Source organism: Streptomyces sp. AM 2-1-1 (genome assembly GCF_029167645.1).
Taxonomy (GTDB): Bacteria; Actinomycetota; Actinomycetes; order Streptomycetales; family Streptomycetaceae; genus Streptomyces.
In genome coordinates this window covers 3,973,766-3,995,559 of record NZ_CP119147.1, presented here as the reverse complement: position 1 = coordinate 3,995,559, position 21,794 = coordinate 3,973,766, and the positions used below count along the sequence as shown (strand labels likewise).

Here is a 21,794-nt window from a genome sequence, read left to right as displayed (position 1 = left end):
GAGCGGCGCACCGCACCGGGCGGGTGGCGAGGCGGCCACCCCGCGCCGCCGGCCCTCTCTCCCCCAACTCCACGGACAGCAGAGGCAACATGAGCAGCGGCAGATCCGCCGAGCCCCGCCGGGAGACCACCGACGGCGGCATATCGTTCTGGTTCGCACAGGCGGGCATCCCCGCCCCCCGCGAACCCCTGCCCGGCGACACCCACGCCGACGTGTGCATCGTCGGCGGCGGTTACACCGGGCTCTGGACGGCGTACTACCTGAAGAAGGCCGTCCCCTTCCTCCACATCACCGTGCTGGAAGCCGCGTTCTGCGGCTACGGCGCATCCGGCCGTCACGGCGGACGGCTCTCCAACGGCGTCGCGGGCCGCGACCGTTACGCGCGACTGCACGGCCACGACGCGGCGGTACGGCTCCAACGGGCCATGAACGACACGGTCGGTGAGGTCGTCCGGGACGTCACCGAGGAGAAGATCGACGCCGACGTCCACCGGGGCGGCGCCCTCGACGTCGCGTACACCCCCGCCCAGCTCGCCCGGCTCAAGGACCACCACTCCGTCGAGATCGCCTTCGGCGAGCGGGACCGGGTGCTGCGCGGCGCCCGCGAGACCGCCGGACGGATCGGGGTCAGGGGCGCGGTCGGCTCCACCTGGACCCCGCACGGCGCCCGCCTCCACCCGGTGAAGCTCGTCACCGGCCTCGCGGCGGCCGTCGAGGCGCTCGGCGTCACCGTCCACGAGTCGACGCCGGTCACCGAGATCCGGCCCAAGCACGCCGTGACCCCCTACGGCACGGTCCGCGCCCCGTACGTCCTGCGCTGCACCGAGGGGTACACCGCCGGCGTCAAGGGCCACCGGCGCACCTGGATCCCGCTCCACTCCTCGATGATCGTCACCGAGCCGCTGCCCGCCGCCCTCTGGGAGACGCTCGGCTGGGAGGGCCGCGAAATCCTCGGCGACCTGGCCCACACCGGCCCGCACGCCACACGCACCGCCGACGATCGCATCGCGCTGGGTGGCCGCGGCGTGCCGTACCGCTACGGTTCGCGCACCGACGACGACGGGCGCACCCGGCCCGCGACCGTCGAGGCGCTGCGCGGACACCTCGTCCGCCTCTTCCCCGCCACCGCGGGGGCCGCCGTCGACCACGCCTGGTCGGGCGTGACCGGCGCCGCGCGCGACTGGTGCGCGTCGGTCGGCCTGGACCGCTCCACCGGCCTCGGCTGGGCGGGCGGTTACGTCGACTCCGGCGTCACCACCGCCAACCTCGCCGCCCGCACCCTGCGCGACCTGATCCAGCAGGACTCCGGCCAGGCGGGCCCGACCGGCCTGACCGCGCTGCCGTGGGTGAACCACCGCGTCCGCCGCTGGGAGCCCGAACCGCTGCGCTGGCTCACCGTCCACGGAGCGGACGCGGCCCGGCGCGCCGCCGACCGCCGGGAGACCGCCACCTCACGCGCGGACTCGGACCCGCTGGCGCGGGTGGCGGACCGGATCGCGGGGGTGCGCTGAAGGTCCGGGGGTGGTCAGGTGCCGGGGGCGGTGGGGTAAGCCCCGGGCATGGTGAGGTGCCCGGGGCGGGGGTGAAGGGCCGAGGGCGGTGGTGAGGTGCCGGAGGCGGTGGTGAGGTGCCGGAGGCGGTGGTGAGGGGCCGGAGGCGGTGGTGAGGGGCCGGAGGCGGTGGTGAGGGGCCGGAGGCGGTGGTGAGGGGCCGGAGGTCGTGAAGGGCCGCACGGGTGTCCGATCCGCGCTCGCGCTCCGACCTCCCGCGATCCCTGTCGCGCTCCGACCTCTCGCGATCCCTGTCGCGATTCCTGTCGCGATTCCTGTCGCGGGGAGAGCCTGGGCGGCCGCCGGGGGCGGCCGTAGGCTGCCGCCATGACCACGAACCCCTTCGACCTGGTGATCTTCGACTGCGACGGCGTCCTGGTGGACAGCGAGCGCATCTACGTCACGGTGGACGCGGCCGTCATGGCGGAGCTGGGCGCGCCGTTCACCGAGGCCGAGATCATCGAACGGTTCGTGGGCTCCTCGGTGGAGGTGCTGCGGGCGGCGCTGGAGGAACGGCTCGGCAGGACGCTCGCCGACGACTGGGACGAGCCCTACACGCACCTCTACCACGCGGCGCTCGCCGAACTGACCCCGGTGGACGGCATTCCCGAGGTACTGGCGGCGCTCACCATCCCGTACTGCCTCGCCTCCAACGGCTCCCACCGCTCCATCCGCCGCAGCCTGACCACCACCGCCCTGGGCCACCACTTCGAGGGCCGCGTCTTCAGCGCCGCCGACGTCGCCCGGGGCAAGCCCGCCCCCGACCTGTTCCTGCACGCGGCCCGCACCCTGGGCGCCGACCCGGCACGCTGCGCGGTGATCGAGGACAGCGCGTACGGGGTCGCCGCCGCCCGCGCCGCCGGCATGCGGTCCTTCGGCTACAGCGGCGGGCTCACCCCGGCGGCCCGCCTCGAAGGCCCCGGCACCGTCGTCTTCGACGACATGCGCGCCCTGCCGGCGCTGCTGGCCGCCGGCTACTGAGCCGGTCCGGTCGGCGCCGGCCCGGGCAGGTACGTACGCCGCAGGCTCTCGAAGGCCGTGGGGCGCGGGCGGACCAGCAGGAAGTCACGGACGCGCCGGGCGCACTCCTCGGGGCCGTACGCCTCGGTGTCGACGTCGAGGTCGTGCGGACCGTGCGCGTGGACGACGGGAAACTGGAGCGCCGCCAGCCCCGGCGTGCGGTCGCCGCGCGCCGCCTCCCGGCGCTCGAGTTCCGGCAGCGGGCAGCGGACCGCCACCAGCACCGTGTCCTGCGGCACCAGCAGCGCGAGCAGGTCCAGCAGGCGCCAGCGACGGCTGAGGGGGAGGTCGACGACGAGGTTGTTCCCCGCCGCCGCCATCCCGGCCACCGCGCGGTGGAACCCCTTGACGGTCCGGTCGATCTCCGCCGGAAGGTCCTCCGCCGCCAGGGGGCTGCCGCCGCGCATCGCGTGGAAGGCATCCACCGGCAGGTGGAACCAGCTCCCGTCGAGCGAGGCGAGGAGCGCGCGGGCGATGCTCGACTTGCCCGAGCTGGAGGCCCCGTTCAGCAGGACGACCGTGCCGCGGGCCCGGGTCGGCGGCACGAGGGCGTGCGGATCGGCGCCCGTACGCGGTCCCGCCGCCCCCGTGGGTTCTCCCCCGGCGCCGCACGCCCTGCCGGTCGCCCGCCCGTCCGCGGCTCCGTCTCCGGCTCCGCTTCCTCGCGCATCGCCGATCGCCCGCCCCTCGTCGGTCACCACTGGCGCCGCCCCTCCCGCTCAGATGTTCCGCAGGTCAGGATGGCAGCTCCCGGGGGGCGCCGCCGACCCGCCCGCGCGGACCCCGCCCCCACCAGGCACCATCGATGTCCGGGGCGCCACCCGTACGCCGCCCCCGGGCCCAGCGGGCCCGTCGCCCACCGCCCCACCCACCGGAGTACGCATGTCCTACGACGTCCACGCGGTCCGCGCGCAGATCCCCGCCCTGAAGTCCGGCTCGGCCCGCTTCGACGCCCCCGGGGGTACGCAGACCCCGCAGCCGGTGATCGACGCAGTCGTCGACGCGCTGGCCCACCCGCTCGCCGTACGGGGCACCCAGAACGAAGGCGAGCGCAACGCCGAGGCCATCGTCCTCGGTGCCCGCTCCGCACTCGCGGACCTGCTCGGGGCGGACCCGCGCGGCATCGTCTTCGGACGCAGCTCCACCCAGCTCACCTACGACCTCGCCCGCACCCTCGCGAAGAACTGGGGCCCCGGGGACGAGGTGGTGGTCAGCCGCCTCGACCACGACGCCAACATCCGCCCGTGGATCCAGGCCGCGGAAGCGGTGGGCGCGAGCGTCCGGTGGGCCGAATTCGACCCGTACAGCACAGAACTGACGGCCCACCACGTCGCCGACGCGCTCAGCGACCGCACCCGGCTGGTCGCCGTCACCGGCGCCTCCAACCTCGTCGGCACCCGCCCCGACCTGCCCGCGATCGCCGACCTGGTGCACCGCGCGGGCGCGCTGCTGCACGTGGACGCCGTGCACCTCGCCGCCCACGCCCCGGTCGAGCTCGCCGCCGTCGGAGCCGACTTCCTGGTGTGCTCCCCGTACAAGTTCCTCGGCCCGCACCTCGGCGTCCTGGCGAGCCGGCCCGAGCTGCTGGAGACCCTCCACCCCGACAAGCTGCTGCCGTCGACCGACGCGGTCCCCGAACGCCTCGAACTCGGCACCCTGCCCTACGAGTCGCTGGCCGCCGCCCGCGCCGCCGTGGACTTCCTCGCCACCCTCGCGCCCGCCGCCACCCCCGCCACCGCCTCCCGGCGCGAGCGCCTGGCCGCCGCCTTCGAGGCGATCGAGACCCACGAGGACGCCCTGCGCGTCCGCATCGAGACCGGCCTCGCCGCACTCGACGGCATCACCGTGCGCTCCCGCGCGGCCCTGCGCACCCCGACCCTGCTGCTCACCTTCCCCGGCCGCTCCGCCGCGGACGCCTCCCGCCACCTCGCCGCACGCGGGGTCGACGCGCCCGCCGGCTCCTTCTACGCCCTGGAGGCCAGCCGCCACCTCGGCCTCGGCGACGGCGGCGGGCTGCGCGTCGGCCTGGCGCCGTACAGCAGCGAGGAGGACGCCGACCGCCTGCTCGACGCCCTGGCCGACTACCTCACCGCCACCCCCGTCCGCGCCTGACCGGGCGGGACACCGCACGCGCCCGACCGAACAGGGAACTGCCCCGCGTCCCGCCCACCCGTCCGCTCCCCGGACCACCGCCCGACGGAAAATTCTGCTGTCACTCCTCCGTGTGATGATGCGCGGGCATCGGAAGCGGCTCCGGGGGGACCGGGGCGCGAGGGGGGGAGAGCGGCGTGGGCAAGAACGGGGCATCCATACCGGACGAGGAGTGGGAACGCTTCCTGCGGGAGTCCGGGGCCGGGTCGCGGGACGCCCCCCAGGAGCCGTCCGCGCGGGCCCGGATGGTCACCCGGCGGCTGAAGGAAGCCCCGGAGCCGCCGGCCGCCTGGCGCTCGTACCAACCGGCCACCCGGCGCAGCCGGAAGGGCCGGTACGCCGTCGGAATCCTGCTGGCCGTCGCCCTGACGCTCGTCGCCCTCGCCCCGGGCCGGGTCGTCGACTGGGTCTCCGGAAGCGGCGGCGGTGACGTCGCGGTCACGCCGCCGGGCGCCGAGACCGCCCGACCGACCGGCCCGCCCCCGGACAGCCCGATCGGCGAACACCCCACACTGGACGAGCCGTTCAGGGGATCGCCGGCGGTCGCGTGGAAGGACGGAACGGCGGGCATCCACCTGCCCGACGCGAAGGCGACCGGCTGGATGACCCGGGCCCAGGTGGCCGACGCACTGGAGCGCACACGGGACTTCCTCGCCGCCTCCAACCTCGATCCGGCGGTGCTGCGCGGGGAGCGGCCGACCGCCGCCATCGCGCTGATCAATCCCCGGCAGCCGGACATCCGGCAGTACGTGGCGAGCTCGTTGCGGACGCCCGGCGAGAAGACCGACCCGCTCCTGCTTTTCAGCCGTTTCCGCCCCTCCGAGGTGCGCCCCGCCGGCGACGTCGTCAAGACCCGCGGGCAGCTCACCTTCACGGAGGGGAAGCGCGGCGCCCTCGAAGTGACGGCGGACGTCACTTTCGTCTACCCGCTGGTACGCGCCGCCGCGGGGAGCGAGGAGGTCGCCCGTACGATCGTGCGCCGCGGCACCGTCGTCAGCTGGGACGACCCGGCGAAGGTGCTGATCGAGCCGGGGACCTTCTCCCTCCTCTCCTACTCCGTGGACACCGCCAACGGCGGCTGCACGGCGGGCACCGGGTACCTCACCCCCGAGTTCGCCGCCGAGCGCGCCACCGGGCACGAGGGCCGCGGGCCCGAGGTGGACCCGTACGACCGGAGCTCCCCCCTCCCCGCCGACCGGGGCGAGGCCACGGAGTGCGGCCGGGCGACGCGTACGTAGGACGGCCCACCCACGCGCCGAGGCCCGCGACTCCTGGCCGGCCCCCGGTCACTCTCCGGCGTGGAAATCAGTGGCCGGACGGCCGCCGCATCCCGCGGGCGGGCGCCCCCTCCTACGGGATGCGCGGGGCCTCGTCCAGCGCGCTGCGCGTGGCCGCGCACACACTACTGAAGGGAGGGAGAAAGCGACTTTGAGTCATACCGGGAGGTCACGGTTTCGCTTGGTCCGATCCCTCGGCGAGAGGACGAGGAGCCGCCGTGGAAGGTGCCCCTCTGGATAAACTGGGCTCTTCCCCATCCCTCTCTGGAGGTGCGCACCCGGTGCCTGATTCCTTCGTTCACCTGCACAATCACACCGAATACTCGATGCTCGACGGGGCCCAGCGGCTCAAGCCGATGTTCGAGGAGGTCTCCCGCCAGGGCATGCCCGCCATCGCGATGAGCGACCACGGAAACATGTTCGGTGCGTACGAGTTCCAGCAGGTGGCCAAGGGCTTCGATGGCGTGAAGCCAATCATCGGCATCGAGGCGTACGTCGCGCCTTCCTCGCGCCGCAACCGTAAGCAGGAGTTCTGGGGACCCGGCGGCGTCAGGGCCATGTCGGCCGACGGCGAGGGCTCGAAGGACGTCTCCGGCGGTGGCCGGTTCACCCACATGACCATGTGGGCGCGGAACGTCCAGGGACTGCGGAACCTCTTCTTCCTGTCGACCGAGGCCAGCTACACGGGACAGTTCCCCGCCGGCAAGCCCCGTATGGACATGGAGCTGATCTCCGAGCACGCCGAGGGGATCATCGGTACGACCGGCTGCCCGTCCGGAGCGATCCAGACCCGGCTGCGGCTGAACCAGTACGACGAGGCCCGGGAGGTGGCGGCCTCCTACCAGGACATCCTGGGCAAGGAGAACTACTTCCTGGAGCTGATGGACCACGGCCTCGACCTGGAGCGCAACGTCCGGGCCGACCTGCTCCGGCTCGCCAAGGACCTGGACATCCCGCTGCTCGCCACCAACGACGCGCACTACGTCCTGGAGGAGCACGCCGACGCGCACGACAACCTCCTGTGCATCGGCGTGGGCAAGAACAAGGACGACCCGGGCCGATTCCGGTTCAACGGCACCGGCTACTACCTCAAGACCGCCCAGCAGATGCGGCAGCTCTTCTCGGAGCTCCCCGAGGCGTGTGACAACACGCTCCTGATCGCCGAGCGCATCGAGTCGTACGAGGAGGTGTTCGCTCCCGAGGACGAGATGCCGCAGTACCCGGAGGTCCCGGAGGGCGAGTCCCAGGAGAGCTACCTGCGCCGCGAGTGCATCAGGGGCCTGGAGATGCGGTACGGCTCTCCCATCCCCGACCCGGTCATGGAGCGGTTCGAGACCGAGATGAAGGTCATCGGTCCGATGGGCTTCAGCAGCTACTTCCTCGTCGTCGCCGACATCTGCCAGTACGCCCGCGACAACAAGATCCCCGTCGGCCCCGGCCGAGGTTCCGCGACCGGCTCGATCGTCGCGTACGCCACCCGCATCACCGAACTCTGCCCGCTCGAACACGGTCTGCTCTTCGAACGGTTCCTCAACCCCGAGCGCATCAACCCGCCGGACGTCGACCTCGACTTCGACGACCGCCACCGCGACCGCATGGTGCGCTACGTCGTCGACAAGTACGGCGACGAGTTCACCGCCATGGTGAACACCTTCGGCAAGTTGAAGGCCAAGAACGCCATCAAGGACACCTCCCGCCTGCTGGGATACCCCTTCAGCCACGGTGAGCGCATCACGAAGGCCCTGCCGCCGGACGTGATGGGCAAGTCCATCCCCATCAACGGCATCTTCGACTCCTCGCACCCGCGCTACGGCGAGGCCGGGGAGATCCGGGCCCTCTACGAGAACGAGCCCGACGTCAAGAGGGTCGTGGACGGCGCGAAGGGCGTCGAGGGCCTGATCCGCAACACCGGCGTGCACGCGGCCGCGGTCATCCTCTCCAAGACGCGGCTCACCGACCGCATCCCCCTGCACATGCGCGCCAAGGACGGCGTGAAGATCACCGGCTTCGACTACCCCAGTTGCGAGAACATGGGGCTGGTCAAGATGGACTTCCTCGGCCTCCGCAACCTCGGCGTGATCGACCAGGCGCTCCAGAACGTCCGCGAGAACCGCGGCCTCAGCATCACCACGGACACCGTCCCGCAGAACGGCGACAAGCCAATCCCGCTGGACGACGCCACCACGTACAAGCTGCTCGCCCGGGGTGACACCTTCGGCGTCTTCCAGCTCGACGGCGGCGGTATGCGCACCCTGCTGAAGCTGATGGAACCGAGCCGGTTCGAAGACATCGCGGCCGCCCTCGCCCTCTACCGGCCCGGCCCCATGGCGGCCAACGCGCACACCAACTACGCGCACCGCAAGACCGGCCGCCAGGAGATCGCGCCCATCCACCCCGAGCTGCGCGAGGCGCTGGAGCCCATCCTCGGCAACACCTTCCACCTGCTCATCTACCAAGAGCAGATCATGGCCATCGCCCGTCAGCTCGCCGGCTACACCCTCGGCGGCGCCGACCTGCTGCGCCGGGCGATGGGTAAGAAGAAGCCCGAGGTGCTGGCCGCCGAGTGGGAGAAGTTCCACGGCGGCATGCGGGACAACGGGTACTCCGAGGAGTCGATCAAGGCCCTGTGGGACGTCATGCTCCCGTTCTCGGGCTACGCGTTCAACAAGAGTCACACCGCCGGATACGGCCTCGTGTCGTACTGGACCGCCTACCTCAAGGCCAACTTCCCGGCCGAGTACATGGCGGCCCTCCTCACCTCCGTGGGCGACGACAAGGACAAGGCCGGCATCTACCTGGCCGACGCCCGCAAGATGGGCGTCCAGGTCCTCCCCCCGGACGTGAACGAGTCCATCGGCAACTTCACCGCCATCGGCGACAGCGTCCGCTTCGGCCTGCGCTCGATCCGCAACGTCGGTGAGAACGTGATCGAGTCCCTGGTCGCCACGCGCAAGGCCCAGGGGAAGTTCACCTCCTTCGCGGACTTCCTCGACAAGGCCGACATCGGCGCCCTCAACAAGCGGGCCGTGGAATCCCTGATCAAGGGAGGCTCCTTCGACTCGCTCGGCCACACCCGCAAGGGGCTGTCCGCCGTCCACGAAGAGGCGATCGACTCCGTCATCCCGGTCAAGAAGCAGGCCGCGATCGGACAGGACGACCTCTTCGGCGACCTCGGCGGAAGCGACGAAGCCCCCGCGTTCGGGCTGGACTTCAAGATCGACGAGTCGGAGTGGCCGCGCAAGCAACTCCTCGCCACCGAGCGCGAGATGCTCGGCATGTACGTCTCCGCCCACCCGCTGGACGGCACCGAGCACATCCTCTCCCGCCACCGGGACACCACGATCAGCGAACTCCTCGGATCCGGGCGGACCGAGGGCATCGTCAAGCTCGCCGGCCTCATCACGAGCGTCGACCGCCGCATGACCAAGCAGGGGAACGCCTGGGCGATCGTCAACCTGGCCGACCGTGACGGCGAGATGGAAGTCCTCTACTTCCCCGCCTCGTACACGCTGGTGCAGCACGCGCTCATCCCGGACAGCGTCGTCTCCGTCGCCGGCCGGCTCAACGACCGCGACGGCACGATCAGCATCGCCGGCCAGGAGCTGGAAGTGCTCGACGTGTCGTCCGCCGAGAGCGGCGGAAAGCCCCCCGTCCGCCTCCAGTTGCGCTCGCACCGGATCAACGAGCCCACCATCCAGACGCTGAAGCGCATCCTCGCCGCCCACAAGGGCGACAGCCCCGTACGCCTCCAGGTGCAGGGCCCGGGCAAGACGGTCGTCTACGCCCTCGGCTTCGAGGTCGACCCCACCCAGGTCGCCTCCGACATCAAGGGCAGCCTCGGCGCGGACGTCTGGGTCGGGGTGGTGTAGCCGGTCGACCGGCCGCTCGGCGATCAGCCTCCGGGTGCCCGGCGCGGGTGATACCCCGCGCCGGGCACCCTTCGCGTTTCGCGCGCCGCGGGTCGGCGCAGGGATGGAGTGGCGTAGCGGTAGGAGTGCCGCGCGGGAACGGCCACGCCAGGGAGCCGGGGAGCCGACGTGACGCAGCAGCAGGGCACCGACGGGCGTCCGGGCGTCGCCGCCGCCGTCGTGGTGGACGGCGGGCGCGTACTGATGGTGCGCCGCCGGGTCAGCGAGGGGCCGCTCTCCTGGCAGTTCCCGGCCGGCGCGGTCGAACCCGGCGAGACCCGCGAGGACGCCGCCGTACGCGAGACCCGGGAGGAGACCGGGCTGACCGTGGCGGCGGTGACGCCGCTCGGCGAGCGGGTCCACCCGCAGACCGGCCGGCTGATGTCGTACACCGCGTGCACCGTGGTCGACGGCATCGCCCACGTCGCGGACCCCGAGGAACTCGCCGAGGTGGCCTGGGTCACCCACGCGGAGATCCCGGCGTACGTGCCGTACGCGCTCTTCGAGCCGGTGCGGGAGTACCTGGACGCGGCGCTGCCGACCTGAAAGGGGACCTCACGGGATCTCAGGCGCCGGAAGACTGAGGGAACGCTTCTCTCAGCCGGTACCCGTCTCGGCGTCCGACCGTCGGGACCGGGCCAGCTCGATCTCCGGGACATGCTCCTCGGCCCAGCTCCGCACCGCGCGCAGCGGCACGAGCAGGGAGTCGCCCAGAGGCGTCAGGGCGTACTCGACACGGGGCGGGTTCTCCCCGAAATCATGACGGCTGATCAGACCGTCGGCCTCCAGGGAGCGCAGGGTCTCGGTCAGGGCCTTCGGCGTGATGCCGCGGATGTGCCCCTTGAGTTCGGTGAAGCGGCGCGGCCCACCGTCCAGGGCGTTCACGACGAACACGGTCCAGCGCGCACCGATCCGGTGCAGCACCGTGCGGCTGGGACATGTCGCCGCCATCACGTCGTACGCCCTACCCATGGCCGCCTCCGGTTGCGTTGAAGATACCGGTATCAAATCTATACCGTCGGATCCGTCCCCACGAGAAGGAGTGTGTTCCATGGAGCGGATCCTGGTCATCGGCGGTGCACGGGCACTCGGCGCGGCGATCGCGCGGCGTGCGGTCAAGGACGGTTTCGAGGTGGTGGTGGGCGCCCGCGACCTGACCGCGGCCGAAGGGGCGGCCAGGGAGATCGGCGCCACAGCCGTGCGGTGCGACCTGCAGGACGAATCGACGCTCGCGGCCGCGGCGGAGCTGTTGAAGGACGGCGTCGACCACATCGTGACGACGGGTTCGGCACCGCACGACGTGCGCGCGAGGGAGCTGGACCACGACAAGCTGCTGGCCGCGTTCACGGCGAAGGTGATCGGTCCGATGCTGGTGGCCAAGCACTTCGCACCGGTACTGCGCCCGACCGGGTCGATGGTGCTGTTCTCCGGCGTGGTCGGATGGCGCCCGGGGCCGGGATCCCTCGTCAAGGGGACCACCAACGGTGCGGTCGAGTACGCCGCGCGTCATCTGGCGGCCGATCTGGCCCCGGTACGCGTGAACGCCGTATCGCCCGGTGTCGTGGACTCGGGTGCCTGGGACCGCCTGGGCGAAGGAAAGGCCGCCCTGCTGAGCAGAAGCGCCGCGACGACCCTGACCGGCCGACACGGCACGAGCGACGACGTCGTGGACGCGGTGATGTGGCTCCTGCGCGCCGGGTTCGTCTCCGGCGAGACGATCCACGTCGAGGGCGGCGGCCGCCACAAGCTCGCCTGACACCGCCGCAGCCGCTCGCGGCCGCTCGGTCGCGGGCGGCGGGAGGGGGCGCGGGGCGTTGTCCGGATGCGTCCCGACTATGTCCCCGCAATAGGGGTGCTCCTCAGCCCGACGAGACCCGGCAGGCGGTTCCTCCCAGCCTGCGGTGATCGCGGCGGAGATGCAGCCGAAAAGGGAGAAGCCCAGCTCAGACAGTGTCTGAGCTGGGCTTCTCACCGAGCCCCCTGTCGGATTCGAACCGACGACCTACGCATTACAAGGGCCTGCAAGATCATCCCGGGTGGTGCTGTGCAGTGCCTGTGAATCCCGTTTCCCCAGGTAGGAGACCTGAACCGCTCGCTACGCGTATCACCCGATCCATCCGGTGCCGCCCCGTCCGCTCACGCAGCGCTCACGCACTCCGGGCCCATGACCGCTTTGCAGCCACACGCTTTCAAATGGTCGTCTGGCGGTGCGGGAATGACCAAAAGCGTTCTGACCTGCGGCACGCATCCAGCTTGCGGGCGGGCGTGCCGTGCCGTGCCGTAGAGAGGCGAATGTAACCAGAAATGCGACCAGAGCAAGTCTGCGTTCCGGCTGGCCAGAGGCCCTGATTAGTGCACTGGGTGACCGGTCGGTGCGCTTATTCCCCAAACCTGCCAGCTACCGCTGCCCAAACCGATGAACCGGTCTCATACGGCACTCCCTCCAGTTGCGTCTACCCCTGGGCGCTGTGCAGGCGATTGAGCACCGGGCTGCATGAATGATCACCACGGGCCGGAGGGAGTACCGTCGGGCTCCAGGCCATGGGGCCAAAACCGGGCCCGGGTCTCTCTGAGGAAGCGGATGGCGTTGACGTCCCCAGCGTTGGTGGCCAGCAACGCCCGACTCTCTGCCTCGGCGGTGTCACCGGTTCCTTCTGCCATGCGAGCCAAATGGGCCAGAGCCAACGGATAGCCGTATCCGGCTGCCTCCCAGGCGAGGGCTTCAGCCGCGATGCTGTCGCCAGCAGCGCCCCGAAGTTCTGCGAGGTCGAGCAGAAAGCCGGGGTCACCGGCTTCAGCAGCCTGCCGCGCCATTGCCTCGGCCTCGGCGTGGTCGCCGGATCTCTCACGTATCGCCAGCAGACTGTACCGAGAGTCCCTGTGCCCCAGTTCGGCAGCCTGCTCGTACAGCTCCTCAGCCTGGTCAGACTCTCCGAGAGCCGTCAGCATGGTGGCATGGATGTTCAGCTGAAGTGCTGAAGTGCCGACGCCGATTGGACACATGCGCAGCGTCTGCTCGTACAACTCGCGTGCTGCAGCACGATGACCCGCCTCCGCCCAAAACAACCCCAGAATAATCATGCATGCGGGCTCGCCAGTCTCGGCGGCCTGACAAGCCAGGCGATACGCTTCGTCGTCGCGACTGGTCTCCACTCGTTGTGTCACTAGGCTGACGAGAGCAGCAGGCTCGCCGATCGCAGCAGCCTCCCATGCAAGAACCTCGGCAGTATCACTGTCCCCGCCCCTCTCGCACATCGCTGACACCGATACCAACCCATACGTATGGCCCATCGTCGCGGCCTCACGTGCCAAACGCACGGCGCCCACGATGTCACCCTTCTCGCCCCGCAGTATCGCGAGTCGCTCCAGAGCCATGGCCCCTTCTCTTGACGCGGATATCCTCGCCAAGCGCTCAGCCTCGCTGGCTTCACCTGCCTGTTCACGGTTCTCGACCACCGACGCCTGGGCGTACTCGAAACCTGTTTGTGCGGCCTTCGAGTAGAGCTCTTCCGCAACGTCGTGGCGTCCCGATCTCCTGAGTGCGTGCGCGAAGTGCAGAAGTGCGCTGGGCTCACCGAGAGAGCCCGCTTGGACCAACAGTTGTGTGGCCCAGTAGCTTCGGTGCCGGTTTGCGGCGGCGTTCGCGAGCTGTGCTAGATCATCTGCATTTGTGAGGAGGCCATGTGCCGCCGCCCAGAATGACTCGGGTGGGCAAAGGGGCCATCTCTCCAGTCGACCGATCTGCTCGAGGTAGTCCGCCAAGCGCAGGTGCACGTCGGGCGGGGACTGCTGTTCCTCGGTGGTGTAGCCGCTTCGACGAGGCCGCATCACACGCAGCGGGGCAAGATAGCCGCGGACGTGCCCCGTTGACTCAGTTACGGCTTGATCGACCCAGTCGTCATCCAGCAGGTCGTACTCCGCGTCTGTGAGGTAGTCCTCGGCCGCCTGCGCGAGGAAGGCTAGGGGGAGATCTTGGCCTGTACCGAGCCTGCGAGCGTCGATCGCGGCATGAATCACGGCCCGCGCTTTCGGCGAGACGCTGCGATACCGGCGCACAAGTTCTGGTGCTCCAGCCAGAAACTGAGTCAGCTGCCCACCGGTGACGTGCCGTAGAGCGTGGGCAAGCTGTTGATCGCCGTCGGCGGCCAGTCGTTCGGCCTTGCCCATTGCAGCATGATCAAACTGGTCCGGCACGATGAGCAATCGCCCTGCTAGCAGCTCTCTTGCGTGTGCGTGCAGATCGCCGGCATCGTGCTGAGGCACTGCGCTGTACCGATTGGCGTGCACTGGCCACAAAGTGCCGAGCACCAACACGGGAGCGCACTCCGGGGCGCTGAGCAAGCGACGAAGACCTACGGCGATACGCTCGCCCCGTCCACCGCCTGCGTCCAGGAAACGCTGGGATTCATTCAGCCACACCACCGTGCGAGGACCGACGCGCGAAGATTCAGCGAGGGCCGTTTCGGCTTCGATCGGATCAACGGGCCGCCACAGTCTCCATTCACCGTCGCTCAACGATCGTACGGCCTCCCAGCACGCCCGGGTCTTCCCTGTTGAGGACCAACCCACCACCACAGCCATCGCGCTGTCCCCCTCAGCTGCGGCCCTCACCACTTCGGCTAGCCCTCTGTCATGCGCGCGGCTGACATAGATAGGCATGCTTCCCGCGCCCGGCCGCCGGGAAATGGGTGGTTCGCTGGACTCCCAGGAATCGTGGTCGTTCGCCACGTCAGAGGTCGGCTGCACCCCCAAGTCGTATGGATCCCAGTGGTGGATGGGGCTTCCCAGAGGGAGCGGGGTGCCGGCGATCTCCGGAATCGGCGTGCGTGCCGATTCCGCATGAAGTGCGGCGGTACGCAAGTCCAGTAGAGGACGCACCTCCAGACGTAGAGCACGCGCCATCACAGCCACAGTTTGCGCTGACGGCAGAGGCGCGGTGCTGCTGAACGCTTGGCTTACGGTCGTTCGTCCCAAACCCACGCGCACCGCCAGCTGAGACTTACTCATCCGTGTGGCGGCCAAGCCCTCTTCCAGGAACGCCTGCAACCGCTGGCGCGCGGCCGTCCCCTCGGATGGACCGTCCAAGGTCACGCTCACTCCCTTATCGATGCTTGAGGTAGTCCGACGTTCGCAGGTGTTCATCTTCTCCGCGCCGAACACTTGCGAACACGTTCTGGAGCAGGTTGAACCACGACACCGGAGCCCTCACCGCCGTAAAAAAGGAGTCCCTCTATGTCTGTTCGGGCAGGAATGATCGTGGTCTGTTGCACCCTGACTGCACTTGTCGCTGTGCTGGTCGCCGGGGCGGCTGGATATCTGGCCCGCCGCGACAGTGCCACCTATCCGCAGGCTGTGACACGTGCGGCCGTCGCCTTCGGGGCGACCCTCACATTGGCAGCTGCCCTCACCACTGCTCTCGACGCGGTCTGCACCTGATGCGAGGCACTGTTCGCCGTGCCGGAGCAGGAGCTGGCCAAGAGGCCGGATACGCACAGCTTGTCGGACCACTGGACGCTCGATCGGATCAAGCGTCGGACGGGCGTCATCCAGGTCTCTTGCCCACCCTCGCAGCCCTCGACCAGGTTCGGCGCGCTGCGGAGCCGCGTCGCTCGCTCATCGCCGAACTTTCAGGGAAGAGGGCTTCGGCTCGCAGCCGAGATGGCAACGGAGGGCGCCAGCGGTGCCCGTGAGTTCCCCGCCAACGGCTTTGAACCGATCTGGCTTGCGTCCGCGGCTAGGGGAGAAGTTGGACCCAGAACTACCGGGAATTGTGCGGACTCCGGAAATGATGCATGAGCCGCAGGGTGAGTTCCTCAGCGATTATCGGCACCGCGGCGCCAATGATCGCGGCGTCCCAGACCTCGTCGGGCAGGACTTGCACTGGGCCACCGCCGCCGTTGCGCGCTAGGACAGCGCTGTTGGAGGCCCTGGCGGCTTCTAGGCTCATCACGGTCAGGAGCTCGGCGGGGTCGAGGGCGACTGCGGGCGCAAATTTGGTTCCCGGGAGATCGTGGAGACACAGCAGGAGCTGAAGCAGTTCAGCCACACGCTTCTGGGTGTGGTCTGGATCAAGGACTGGCATGTGCATGCCGCTCGATCGAGGCAGTGATTCCCAGCAGCTTCGCTGACCGGACCGAGTAACTGCCAGACCGACGCAGCGCCCCTGCCTTGAGTCACGGACATAGGCAGCGGCGAAGTCGGTTTCGAGAACGCTGGACACTTCTTCGGTGGCTGTGAAGAACCCCTCCGACCGCCCCAGGGAGACAAGCTCGTCCCGGAGCTGGTTCATCTGTCGCACGGGCAATCGCAGGCTGCCCTCCGGAAGTAGGTGAACTTCCATCGTGGCGCTTTCACTTGACCATGGTCGTAGCAACTCTTTGCGCCAGGCGACCGACAGAGGCTCTTCAAGCGGATGCCCGACGAGAGCCCTGGCGATGGGAGGGGTGCCCGTGGTGCCGGAGCGTGAAGCTGGCAACTCGACCCCGACTGGCTCGGGGTAGGTCAGCGCCTGGATGGCGGCAATCGTCAGAGCCGCGGCGTTGTCGGCAGCGATGAGCTGGAAGCCGCCTCTATCCGTGCTCTGCTTGCTGCCGTCAGCTCGGTCGCTAATTCCTCGGATGACCAGTGCCGGAACTTGGTCGGCCATAGACGCGGCGCCTGCGAAGCCCCCTCCCTCCGTCTCAATTGCCGCGACGCCGTTGTAGTGCACGTCTAGGAGATCCTGCAGCATGGAGGTCTGGGCGTTCACCACCACCTCGCCAGCAGCGATCGGCTTGAAGTGGACTTCGGGGGTTTCTCGGTCCGCAGGCAGTAGAGCCTGCGCCCAGTGAGGGTCCAGCACGGCGAAGTGGGCTGCCTGCTCGAGGCGGTGCGATGCTGGCCACGTCTCGGGCCGGGTCTTAAAAGTTTCCTCCTGTTTCCCTCCGTGATACGCGAAAACGCGGGTCGCGACGATCACATCACCCAGCGCGATGTCGTGTTTCATGCTGCCGGCGATGCCTGTGAAGAAGACGGCATCCGGGCCAATCATCTGAATAGCGCGCTCAGTGAGAATGGCTGCGCCCTGGTTTCCCTGACCAACTCGAGCGAGGTATACCTCCCAGTTCGTCCCTGGGATCCGGCCGCGCTCGAAGATCGTCCCTGACTCATGATCGATACGCTCTGGCCCCTGAACCCGCGCCCGCATGGCTCGATACTCCAGGGGTAGCGCGGTGAAGACAACGATCTTTCCGCTGAACGAACGCACGTAGCACCTCGCGAGGATGGCTTGCCTCCCCGAGTGACCGTGAAATCCTTCACCGATGCACCCGGGGCACGGGTCATAGCGTAACTCCAGGGTCGGACAACGCTACTAACAGGCAAGAAAATTAGGCATCCGTGCGATCCCGCTCATATTTTCAGAGGAGGGCTGCCGTGGCCGCCACCGAGGACGTCACAGAGAGCCGGCTGCTGCTGGCCGAGTATGACCGCATCAAAGAGGAGCAGAAGGCTCGGATCGGATTCCGGGACAATCTGCTCTACTTCACGCTCGCCGCCTCCACTGCGGTCTTGGCGATCACTGTCCAAAACAGGCACGCTCAACTCGTGCTCGTCGTACCCGTGATCTGCATAGTCTTAGGTTGGACCTACCTGGTCAACGACGAGAAGATTTCGGCGATCGGCCGCTACGTCCGCGACCAGCTCGGCCCGAGGCTAGCCGAACTCAGCGGTACGCCCAGTGGCACTGCGTTCGGTTGGGAGCTCTACCACCGCAGTGATCTAAACCGCCCCACCCGCAAGCGCCTGCAAGCGGCTGTCGATCTGCTCACCTACTTGGCATTGCCGATGACCTGCGTGATCGCGTTCTGGTGCTCTCACGCGGTCCATCCGCTGCTCTTGATCGTTTCTATCGTGCAGACGCTTGCCCTAGCTGTACTGGGCTGGCAGTTCCTGCGTTATGCCGAACGCTAGAGGGCGCTGCGGACCCGTTTACTGCTCTCGCTGCAGGCCCACGCTTGTTACGACACAGACCAAGCGGCTTTACAACTTCCCTTCGAGGATGTGCCAGAGGGTGGCCGCCTGCTTCGCCATCCTTCGCTTCCACGTTGTCCCGCCCTCCTTGGCGATCTCACGCCACAGTGCTGCGGTAGCCGCCCCGAACGCTGCCAGAGCCGGCGGCTCGGCCCCATGCCACGACGGGAACCGCCGCGCAAATGCCACCGCCGACTCCACCGAGTGCCCGGCCTCCATCAGTCGCAGCGCCAGCGCCCCCGGGTCAATCCAGGCCGCACCCCGCGTCGGCCACGCCCAGTCGACGAGCCGCGCCCGCTCGCCGATGATCAGGACGTTGTCTGGGGCGAAGTCGGTGTGAAGCAGTGAATCGCCACCGAAATAATGCAACGCCCCTGGTGGGGCGTATTCTGCCCACCGATCCATGGCGTCCCTGATCTCGATGTCGGGCGGCGCCGTAACTCCTTGCAGTTCAGTGAGTGCGGCTTCCACGAGCGGCAGATCGGGCGAGCCTGGCGTGTAGTCCGCATGGCGGCCATCGACGACCTCGTAGCCGAGGAGGGACCAGCCGTCGAGTTCCAGATGCCAGTACAGACGCGGGCAGGACGCGGGCAAGTGCGGGGCGATCGCCGCCTCGCGACGTTGCGCGCCGGCCTGCGGGTGACCGGCCGGGATGCCCTTCACGAAGACACTGCCGGTCTCGGTCTCCAGCACGGAGGCGATGCCGGAGTTCATGCCGCCCTGCACGGTCCGCGCCGCGTGCACGGGGCCGGTCTTGTCGACGACTGCCTGTCGGACGTCGTCGGGGAGCTGCTCGAAGGGGATGCGGGACATGGACAAGCGCGGTTCCTCGGGTGTTCAGGTAGGGCAAATGCCGCCCCGGCCAGGGTACGGCCGGGGCGGCACTCAAGGGGCGCAACGGGCAGTGCCGGGGCCGCCCGCGGTGCGTCTAGTAAGGCTGGTCGTCGCCTGCCGAGCAGCTGCACTCGGCGCCTTCGGCAGCCTCATCCAGGTCGGCGATGATCTGGATCTCGTCGTCCTTGATCGGTGTGACGGTCAGCGGCACCGGCAGGACTCCGACGCGGCCGGCGGCCGGTCGCTGTCCGAGGGTGAGCAGCACGGGTTCGCGCGGCGGGGTGAGGGTTGCGGTGGAAGGGGTCATGTTCCGTAGCCTCCATGTTGGCAGTAGAGCTCTCGGCGGTCCCCCGCGTCCTGGTAGAGCTTGGCCAGCGGTCGGCACGTGCGGCACGTGCCGACCTTCGTGCAGCCGGAGCATCCACCGGTGCGGAGCTGTAGGGACTCGGCGATCGCGCCGAGTCGGGGGAGGGCTTCGACGCCCTCGGTGATGAGGTTGACGCTCGGGTCGCGGCCGACCTTGCAGATCGACGCGATGCCGTGCGGGTTGACGTGGAAGAACGTGTGGCCCGCGTTGCAGCCGGTGAAGACGCTGCGGGCTGTGAGGTGGCTCTCCGCCTGCGTGGCCAGCGGGTTCGCCTCGCCGTCGATCGTCGGCGAAATGTTCGTGAAGACCTGGTTGGGGAAACCGTACGACTCCGCGAGGCGCACCATCGCGTCGGTCTCATGAGCGTTGTCGCCCGAGACGATCACGTTCAGGCGGACCGGAAGTCGGTCCTCGCGGGCGGCGTCCAGGCCCTGGATGAACCGGCCGAACGCCCCGCGGTTCCGCGTGACCTTGTCGTACGTCTCGGCAGTCGCGCCGTAGACGCTCAGGGTCAGCCGGTAGGGCCGGTGGCGGGCGAAGAGGTCCCGGATCGGTCGCTTGCGCAGAGAGGAGCCGTTCGAGGAGACCTGCACCATCATCCCGAGCTGGTGGGCGTACTCGTAGGCCGCGCCGAACTCCCGGTCGATCAGGGCCTCGCCGCCGGTGATCTGTAACCACAGGACCCCGGCATCCCTCAGCGTCCGGAGCAAGGTCTGCTTTCCCGCCCAGTCCAGGCCCTCGAACCGCTTCTCGCCGAGGTAGCAGAACTCGCAGTCGTAGTCGCAGCCAAGGTTGATCTCCCAGGACGCCTTGCCGTACCCGTACCGGGACCGATCGCGGACCAGGACGATGTCACCGAGCGGCGCCTCGGGCAGCTCGGCGCCCCATGCCCTCTTCACCGCGTCGGCCAGCCAGGCCGGGGCGGGCATGCCTTCCGTGCTGGCAGTCCGCAGCTCCTCGTAACGGACTTCCGGAATGCGTACACCAGCCGCCCGGCCGGGCTGGACGAGCAGGTACTGGGCGAGGAACGGGCTGGCCACCAGGTGCGGAACCGGTCCGCTCCTCGGCTCCTGGGTGTGGGTACTCATTGCGGTCATGGGACCTCCACGGGTCGGATGTGCGGGGTCGAGTGCGGGGACACGTCCAGGGCTCCCCGGGCTGATCGGTCTCTTCGCTCAGCGCAGGTCAGTGCGTGATCTGTACGGTCGAAGCGGCCCCACCGATCACGAAGCCGCAGAAGGCGGACACGAGCACGATGAGCAGCGATCCGATGTAGCGGGTGACTCTGGCGGCAACTTGGGCGTCGATGCGGCCTGTCACGGTTTCCACCACGCCCTCCACGGGCGGGTGATGATCTCCCGGTACGTGTGGTGCGTCGGATTGCGCCCGCCGTGCGCGAACACCCAGTCCTGGGAGGCCGTGAATTCAGTGTCCGTGGGCGAGATCTCTCCGCACACCGCGCACTGCATCGCGTAGCTGGTCGGCTCGGCGTCCGGCTCCCGGTCGGGCTGCAGCGTCCACTGGTGGAACCGAACGACCGCGCGCGGACTCATCGGCCAGCCTTCTCCGCCATGCGCGACGGGCGGAGCGGCGTACGGCGCGCGACGCCGATGGACCCGAAGCCGGTCTTCACGGCGGAGTGGGCCGACAACACGGCGCGGGCGGGGGCCGGACCGGTTGCGAGGATGCGCGGGATCGCGCCTTGGTGGGCCCTCGGGGCCAAGCTGTCCGCCAGTGCGGCGATCATCACCAGGCAGGGCGAGAGGTGGTTCTGGTCCGTGCGCAGGCCGAAAGCGTGCACGGGTGCCTCCTTCCGTTCAGGGGGTAGGCGTGTGTACTGATCGCTCGGTTCGACGAGCAGGGCGCGCTCAGTCACCAGAGGTCGTGTTCTTCGGCGAGGCGGGAGGCGCGACTTTTCACGACGCGGAGAGAATCGGGGTCGGATGTGTCCCACTGGACCGTCGCCGGTCCCCGCCTGGGGCGCAGGACCCAGGTCGCGCCCCGCCTGATGTCCGTCACGATCGCCTGCCTGCCTTCGGCGTCCTCCACGATGTCGCCGACCTCGGCCCGCCTCACGCTCACCACGACGTCTCTGACCCAAGGTGACCGTACGAGAACCGTCCGGCGGTCCCCTCGAAGAGAGTGCGGCGGTGTTCGGACTGGCCCAAGGTGCGGTGCGGCGGCCCGGAAGTCGCTTCCACGAGAAAGCCACCGCGGTCCCTGACCAGTACGCCGAGGGCGGCGAACTGCGCCGCGTCGAGCACTACCTGGGAGATTGCCGCCACCACGACGCCGCGCACGAGGCCGGTCGACAGAGCGCCCGTTATGGCCTGCCAGCCTAGGCGGCTGTCCAGGAGCGCGCTCGGGTCTCGGTCGGTCCACGCACCGGCCACGTGCCAATGGCGGGCATCGGCGTAGTGGCGGGCACGGCGTTCGGCCTCGCTTACGGCATGAGTGGAGGTGGCGCAGGAGTAGACGGCTACCGGCACATGTCCGAGGCCGCCGGGCGCGATGTTCGGCATGCCCCAAGCGTGCTGGCGGCGGTCCGTACGGAACAGGCACGTTCTATGGCTGTCGAGCGTGTCGCAAGGGCGGGTGCTGCCACGTCACGTAGCCGCCGTGGCTCCTGGTGGAGCGGACCGGTGCCACCAAGCGTGGTGACACTCACGCCTCCTGC

At 69.3% G+C, this 21,794-nt stretch carries 20 protein-coding genes; 8 read left to right on the top strand and 12 right to left on the bottom strand.

Annotated elements, in window-relative coordinates; all coding sequences use genetic code 11:
- Positions 1 to 89 precede the first annotated feature (89 nt).
- Both PZB77_RS17410 and PZB77_RS17405 read left to right on the top strand, forming a co-directional pair.
- Positions 90 to 1,511: an FAD-dependent oxidoreductase gene (locus PZB77_RS17410; RefSeq protein WP_275493520.1), complete on the top strand. Its 1,422-nt coding sequence runs from the start codon at positions 90 to 92 to the stop codon at positions 1,509 to 1,511.
- A gap of 366 nt (positions 1,512 to 1,877) precedes the next feature.
- Positions 1,878 to 2,531 (top strand): HAD family hydrolase, encoded by a 654-nt coding sequence (locus PZB77_RS17405; protein WP_275493519.1) that lies wholly within the window; start codon positions 1,878 to 1,880, stop codon positions 2,529 to 2,531.
- On the opposite strand, the gene PZB77_RS17400 is transcribed toward PZB77_RS17405, so the two are convergent.
- The gene (locus PZB77_RS17400; protein WP_343299869.1) at positions 2,525 to 3,271 is read right to left on the bottom strand and encodes an AAA family ATPase; all 747 of its coding nucleotides are present in this window, start codon (positions 3,269 to 3,271) and stop codon (positions 2,525 to 2,527) included. The two genes, PZB77_RS17405 and PZB77_RS17400, sit on opposite strands and share 7 nt — an antisense overlap.
- 181 nt (positions 3,272 to 3,452) lie before the next feature.
- On the opposite strand from PZB77_RS17400, the gene PZB77_RS17395 reads away from it, so the two are divergent.
- The 4 genes from PZB77_RS17395 (at position 3,453) to PZB77_RS17380 (ending at position 10,452) form a co-directional block, all read left to right on the top strand.
- Positions 3,453 to 4,682, top strand: coding sequence for a cysteine desulfurase-like protein (locus PZB77_RS17395; protein WP_275493518.1), 1,230 nt, complete (start codon positions 3,453 to 3,455; stop codon positions 4,680 to 4,682).
- A gap of 176 nt (positions 4,683 to 4,858) precedes the next feature.
- Complete coding sequence (locus tag PZB77_RS17390; RefSeq protein WP_275493517.1) at positions 4,859 to 5,959, top strand: hypothetical protein; 1,101 nt, start codon at positions 4,859 to 4,861, stop codon at positions 5,957 to 5,959.
- A gap of 320 nt (positions 5,960 to 6,279) precedes the next feature.
- Positions 6,280 to 9,867: a DNA polymerase III subunit alpha gene (gene dnaE / locus PZB77_RS17385; protein WP_275493516.1), complete on the top strand. Its 3,588-nt coding sequence runs from the start codon at positions 6,280 to 6,282 to the stop codon at positions 9,865 to 9,867.
- Between the two features lie 168 nt (positions 9,868 to 10,035).
- On the top strand, positions 10,036 to 10,452 hold the full coding sequence (locus tag PZB77_RS17380; RefSeq protein ID WP_275493515.1) for an NUDIX hydrolase: 417 nt from the start codon (positions 10,036 to 10,038) through the stop codon (positions 10,450 to 10,452).
- Between the two features lie 51 nt (positions 10,453 to 10,503).
- Here PZB77_RS17380 and PZB77_RS17375 read toward each other — a convergent pair whose 3' ends face one another.
- Positions 10,504 to 10,878 (bottom strand): helix-turn-helix domain-containing protein, encoded by a 375-nt coding sequence (locus PZB77_RS17375; RefSeq protein WP_275493514.1) that lies wholly within the window; start codon positions 10,876 to 10,878, stop codon positions 10,504 to 10,506.
- Positions 10,879 to 10,957: 79 nt separating this feature from the next.
- Between PZB77_RS17375 and PZB77_RS17370 the strand changes: the two genes are divergently transcribed.
- Complete coding sequence (locus PZB77_RS17370) at positions 10,958 to 11,662, top strand: SDR family oxidoreductase (protein WP_275493513.1); 705 nt, start codon at positions 10,958 to 10,960, stop codon at positions 11,660 to 11,662.
- Positions 11,663 to 12,408: 746 nt separating this feature from the next.
- On the opposite strand, the gene PZB77_RS17365 is transcribed toward PZB77_RS17370, so the two are convergent.
- Both PZB77_RS17365 and PZB77_RS17360 read right to left on the bottom strand, forming a co-directional pair.
- Positions 12,409 to 14,073, bottom strand: coding sequence for a hypothetical protein (locus tag PZB77_RS17365; RefSeq protein WP_275493512.1), 1,665 nt, complete (start codon positions 14,071 to 14,073; stop codon positions 12,409 to 12,411).
- Positions 14,074 to 15,664: 1,591 nt separating this feature from the next.
- The gene (locus PZB77_RS17360; RefSeq protein ID WP_275493511.1) at positions 15,665 to 17,152 is read right to left on the bottom strand and encodes a 5'-methylthioadenosine/S-adenosylhomocysteine nucleosidase; all 1,488 of its coding nucleotides are present in this window, start codon (positions 17,150 to 17,152) and stop codon (positions 15,665 to 15,667) included.
- Between the two features lie 167 nt (positions 17,153 to 17,319).
- Here PZB77_RS17360 and PZB77_RS17355 point away from each other — a divergent pair, with 167 nt between their 5' ends.
- Positions 17,320 to 17,856 carry a hypothetical protein gene (locus tag PZB77_RS17355; RefSeq protein ID WP_275493510.1) on the top strand — a complete coding sequence of 179 codons (537 nt, stop codon included), beginning with the start codon at positions 17,320 to 17,322 and terminating at the stop codon, positions 17,854 to 17,856.
- 69 nt (positions 17,857 to 17,925) lie between these two features.
- Here the strand turns inward: PZB77_RS17355 and PZB77_RS17350 are convergent, their stop codons facing one another.
- From PZB77_RS17350 to PZB77_RS17315, 8 genes are all read right to left on the bottom strand, one after another.
- Entirely contained in the window at positions 17,926 to 18,729 is an 804-nt protein-coding gene (locus PZB77_RS17350) for an aminoglycoside phosphotransferase (RefSeq protein WP_275493509.1), read from the bottom strand.
- A 115-nt stretch (positions 18,730 to 18,844) separates the two neighbouring features.
- A complete protein-coding gene (locus tag PZB77_RS17345; protein WP_275493508.1) occupies positions 18,845 to 19,057 on the bottom strand; it encodes a hypothetical protein in 213 nt (70 codons plus the stop codon).
- On the bottom strand, positions 19,054 to 20,214 hold the full coding sequence (locus tag PZB77_RS17340; protein WP_275493507.1) for a radical SAM protein: 1,161 nt from the start codon (positions 20,212 to 20,214) through the stop codon (positions 19,054 to 19,056). The genes PZB77_RS17345 and PZB77_RS17340 overlap by 4 nt, the downstream gene beginning before the upstream one ends.
- A gap of 88 nt (positions 20,215 to 20,302) precedes the next feature.
- The gene (locus PZB77_RS17335; RefSeq protein WP_275493506.1) at positions 20,303 to 20,446 is read right to left on the bottom strand and encodes a hypothetical protein; all 144 of its coding nucleotides are present in this window, start codon (positions 20,444 to 20,446) and stop codon (positions 20,303 to 20,305) included.
- Complete coding sequence (locus PZB77_RS17330) at positions 20,434 to 20,670, bottom strand: hypothetical protein (RefSeq protein ID WP_275493505.1); 237 nt, start codon at positions 20,668 to 20,670, stop codon at positions 20,434 to 20,436. Before PZB77_RS17330 ends, PZB77_RS17335 begins: the two co-directional genes overlap by 13 nt.
- Entirely contained in the window at positions 20,667 to 20,918 is a 252-nt protein-coding gene (locus PZB77_RS17325; protein ID WP_275493504.1) for a hypothetical protein, read from the bottom strand. The genes PZB77_RS17330 and PZB77_RS17325 overlap by 4 nt, the downstream gene beginning before the upstream one ends.
- A 71-nt stretch (positions 20,919 to 20,989) precedes the next feature.
- Positions 20,990 to 21,199, bottom strand: coding sequence for a hypothetical protein (locus PZB77_RS17320; protein WP_275493503.1), 210 nt, complete (start codon positions 21,197 to 21,199; stop codon positions 20,990 to 20,992).
- Positions 21,196 to 21,639, bottom strand: coding sequence for a hypothetical protein (locus PZB77_RS17315; RefSeq protein ID WP_275493502.1), 444 nt, complete (start codon positions 21,637 to 21,639; stop codon positions 21,196 to 21,198). The genes PZB77_RS17320 and PZB77_RS17315 overlap by 4 nt, the downstream gene beginning before the upstream one ends.
- Between the last annotated feature and the right edge of the window lie 155 nt (positions 21,640 to 21,794).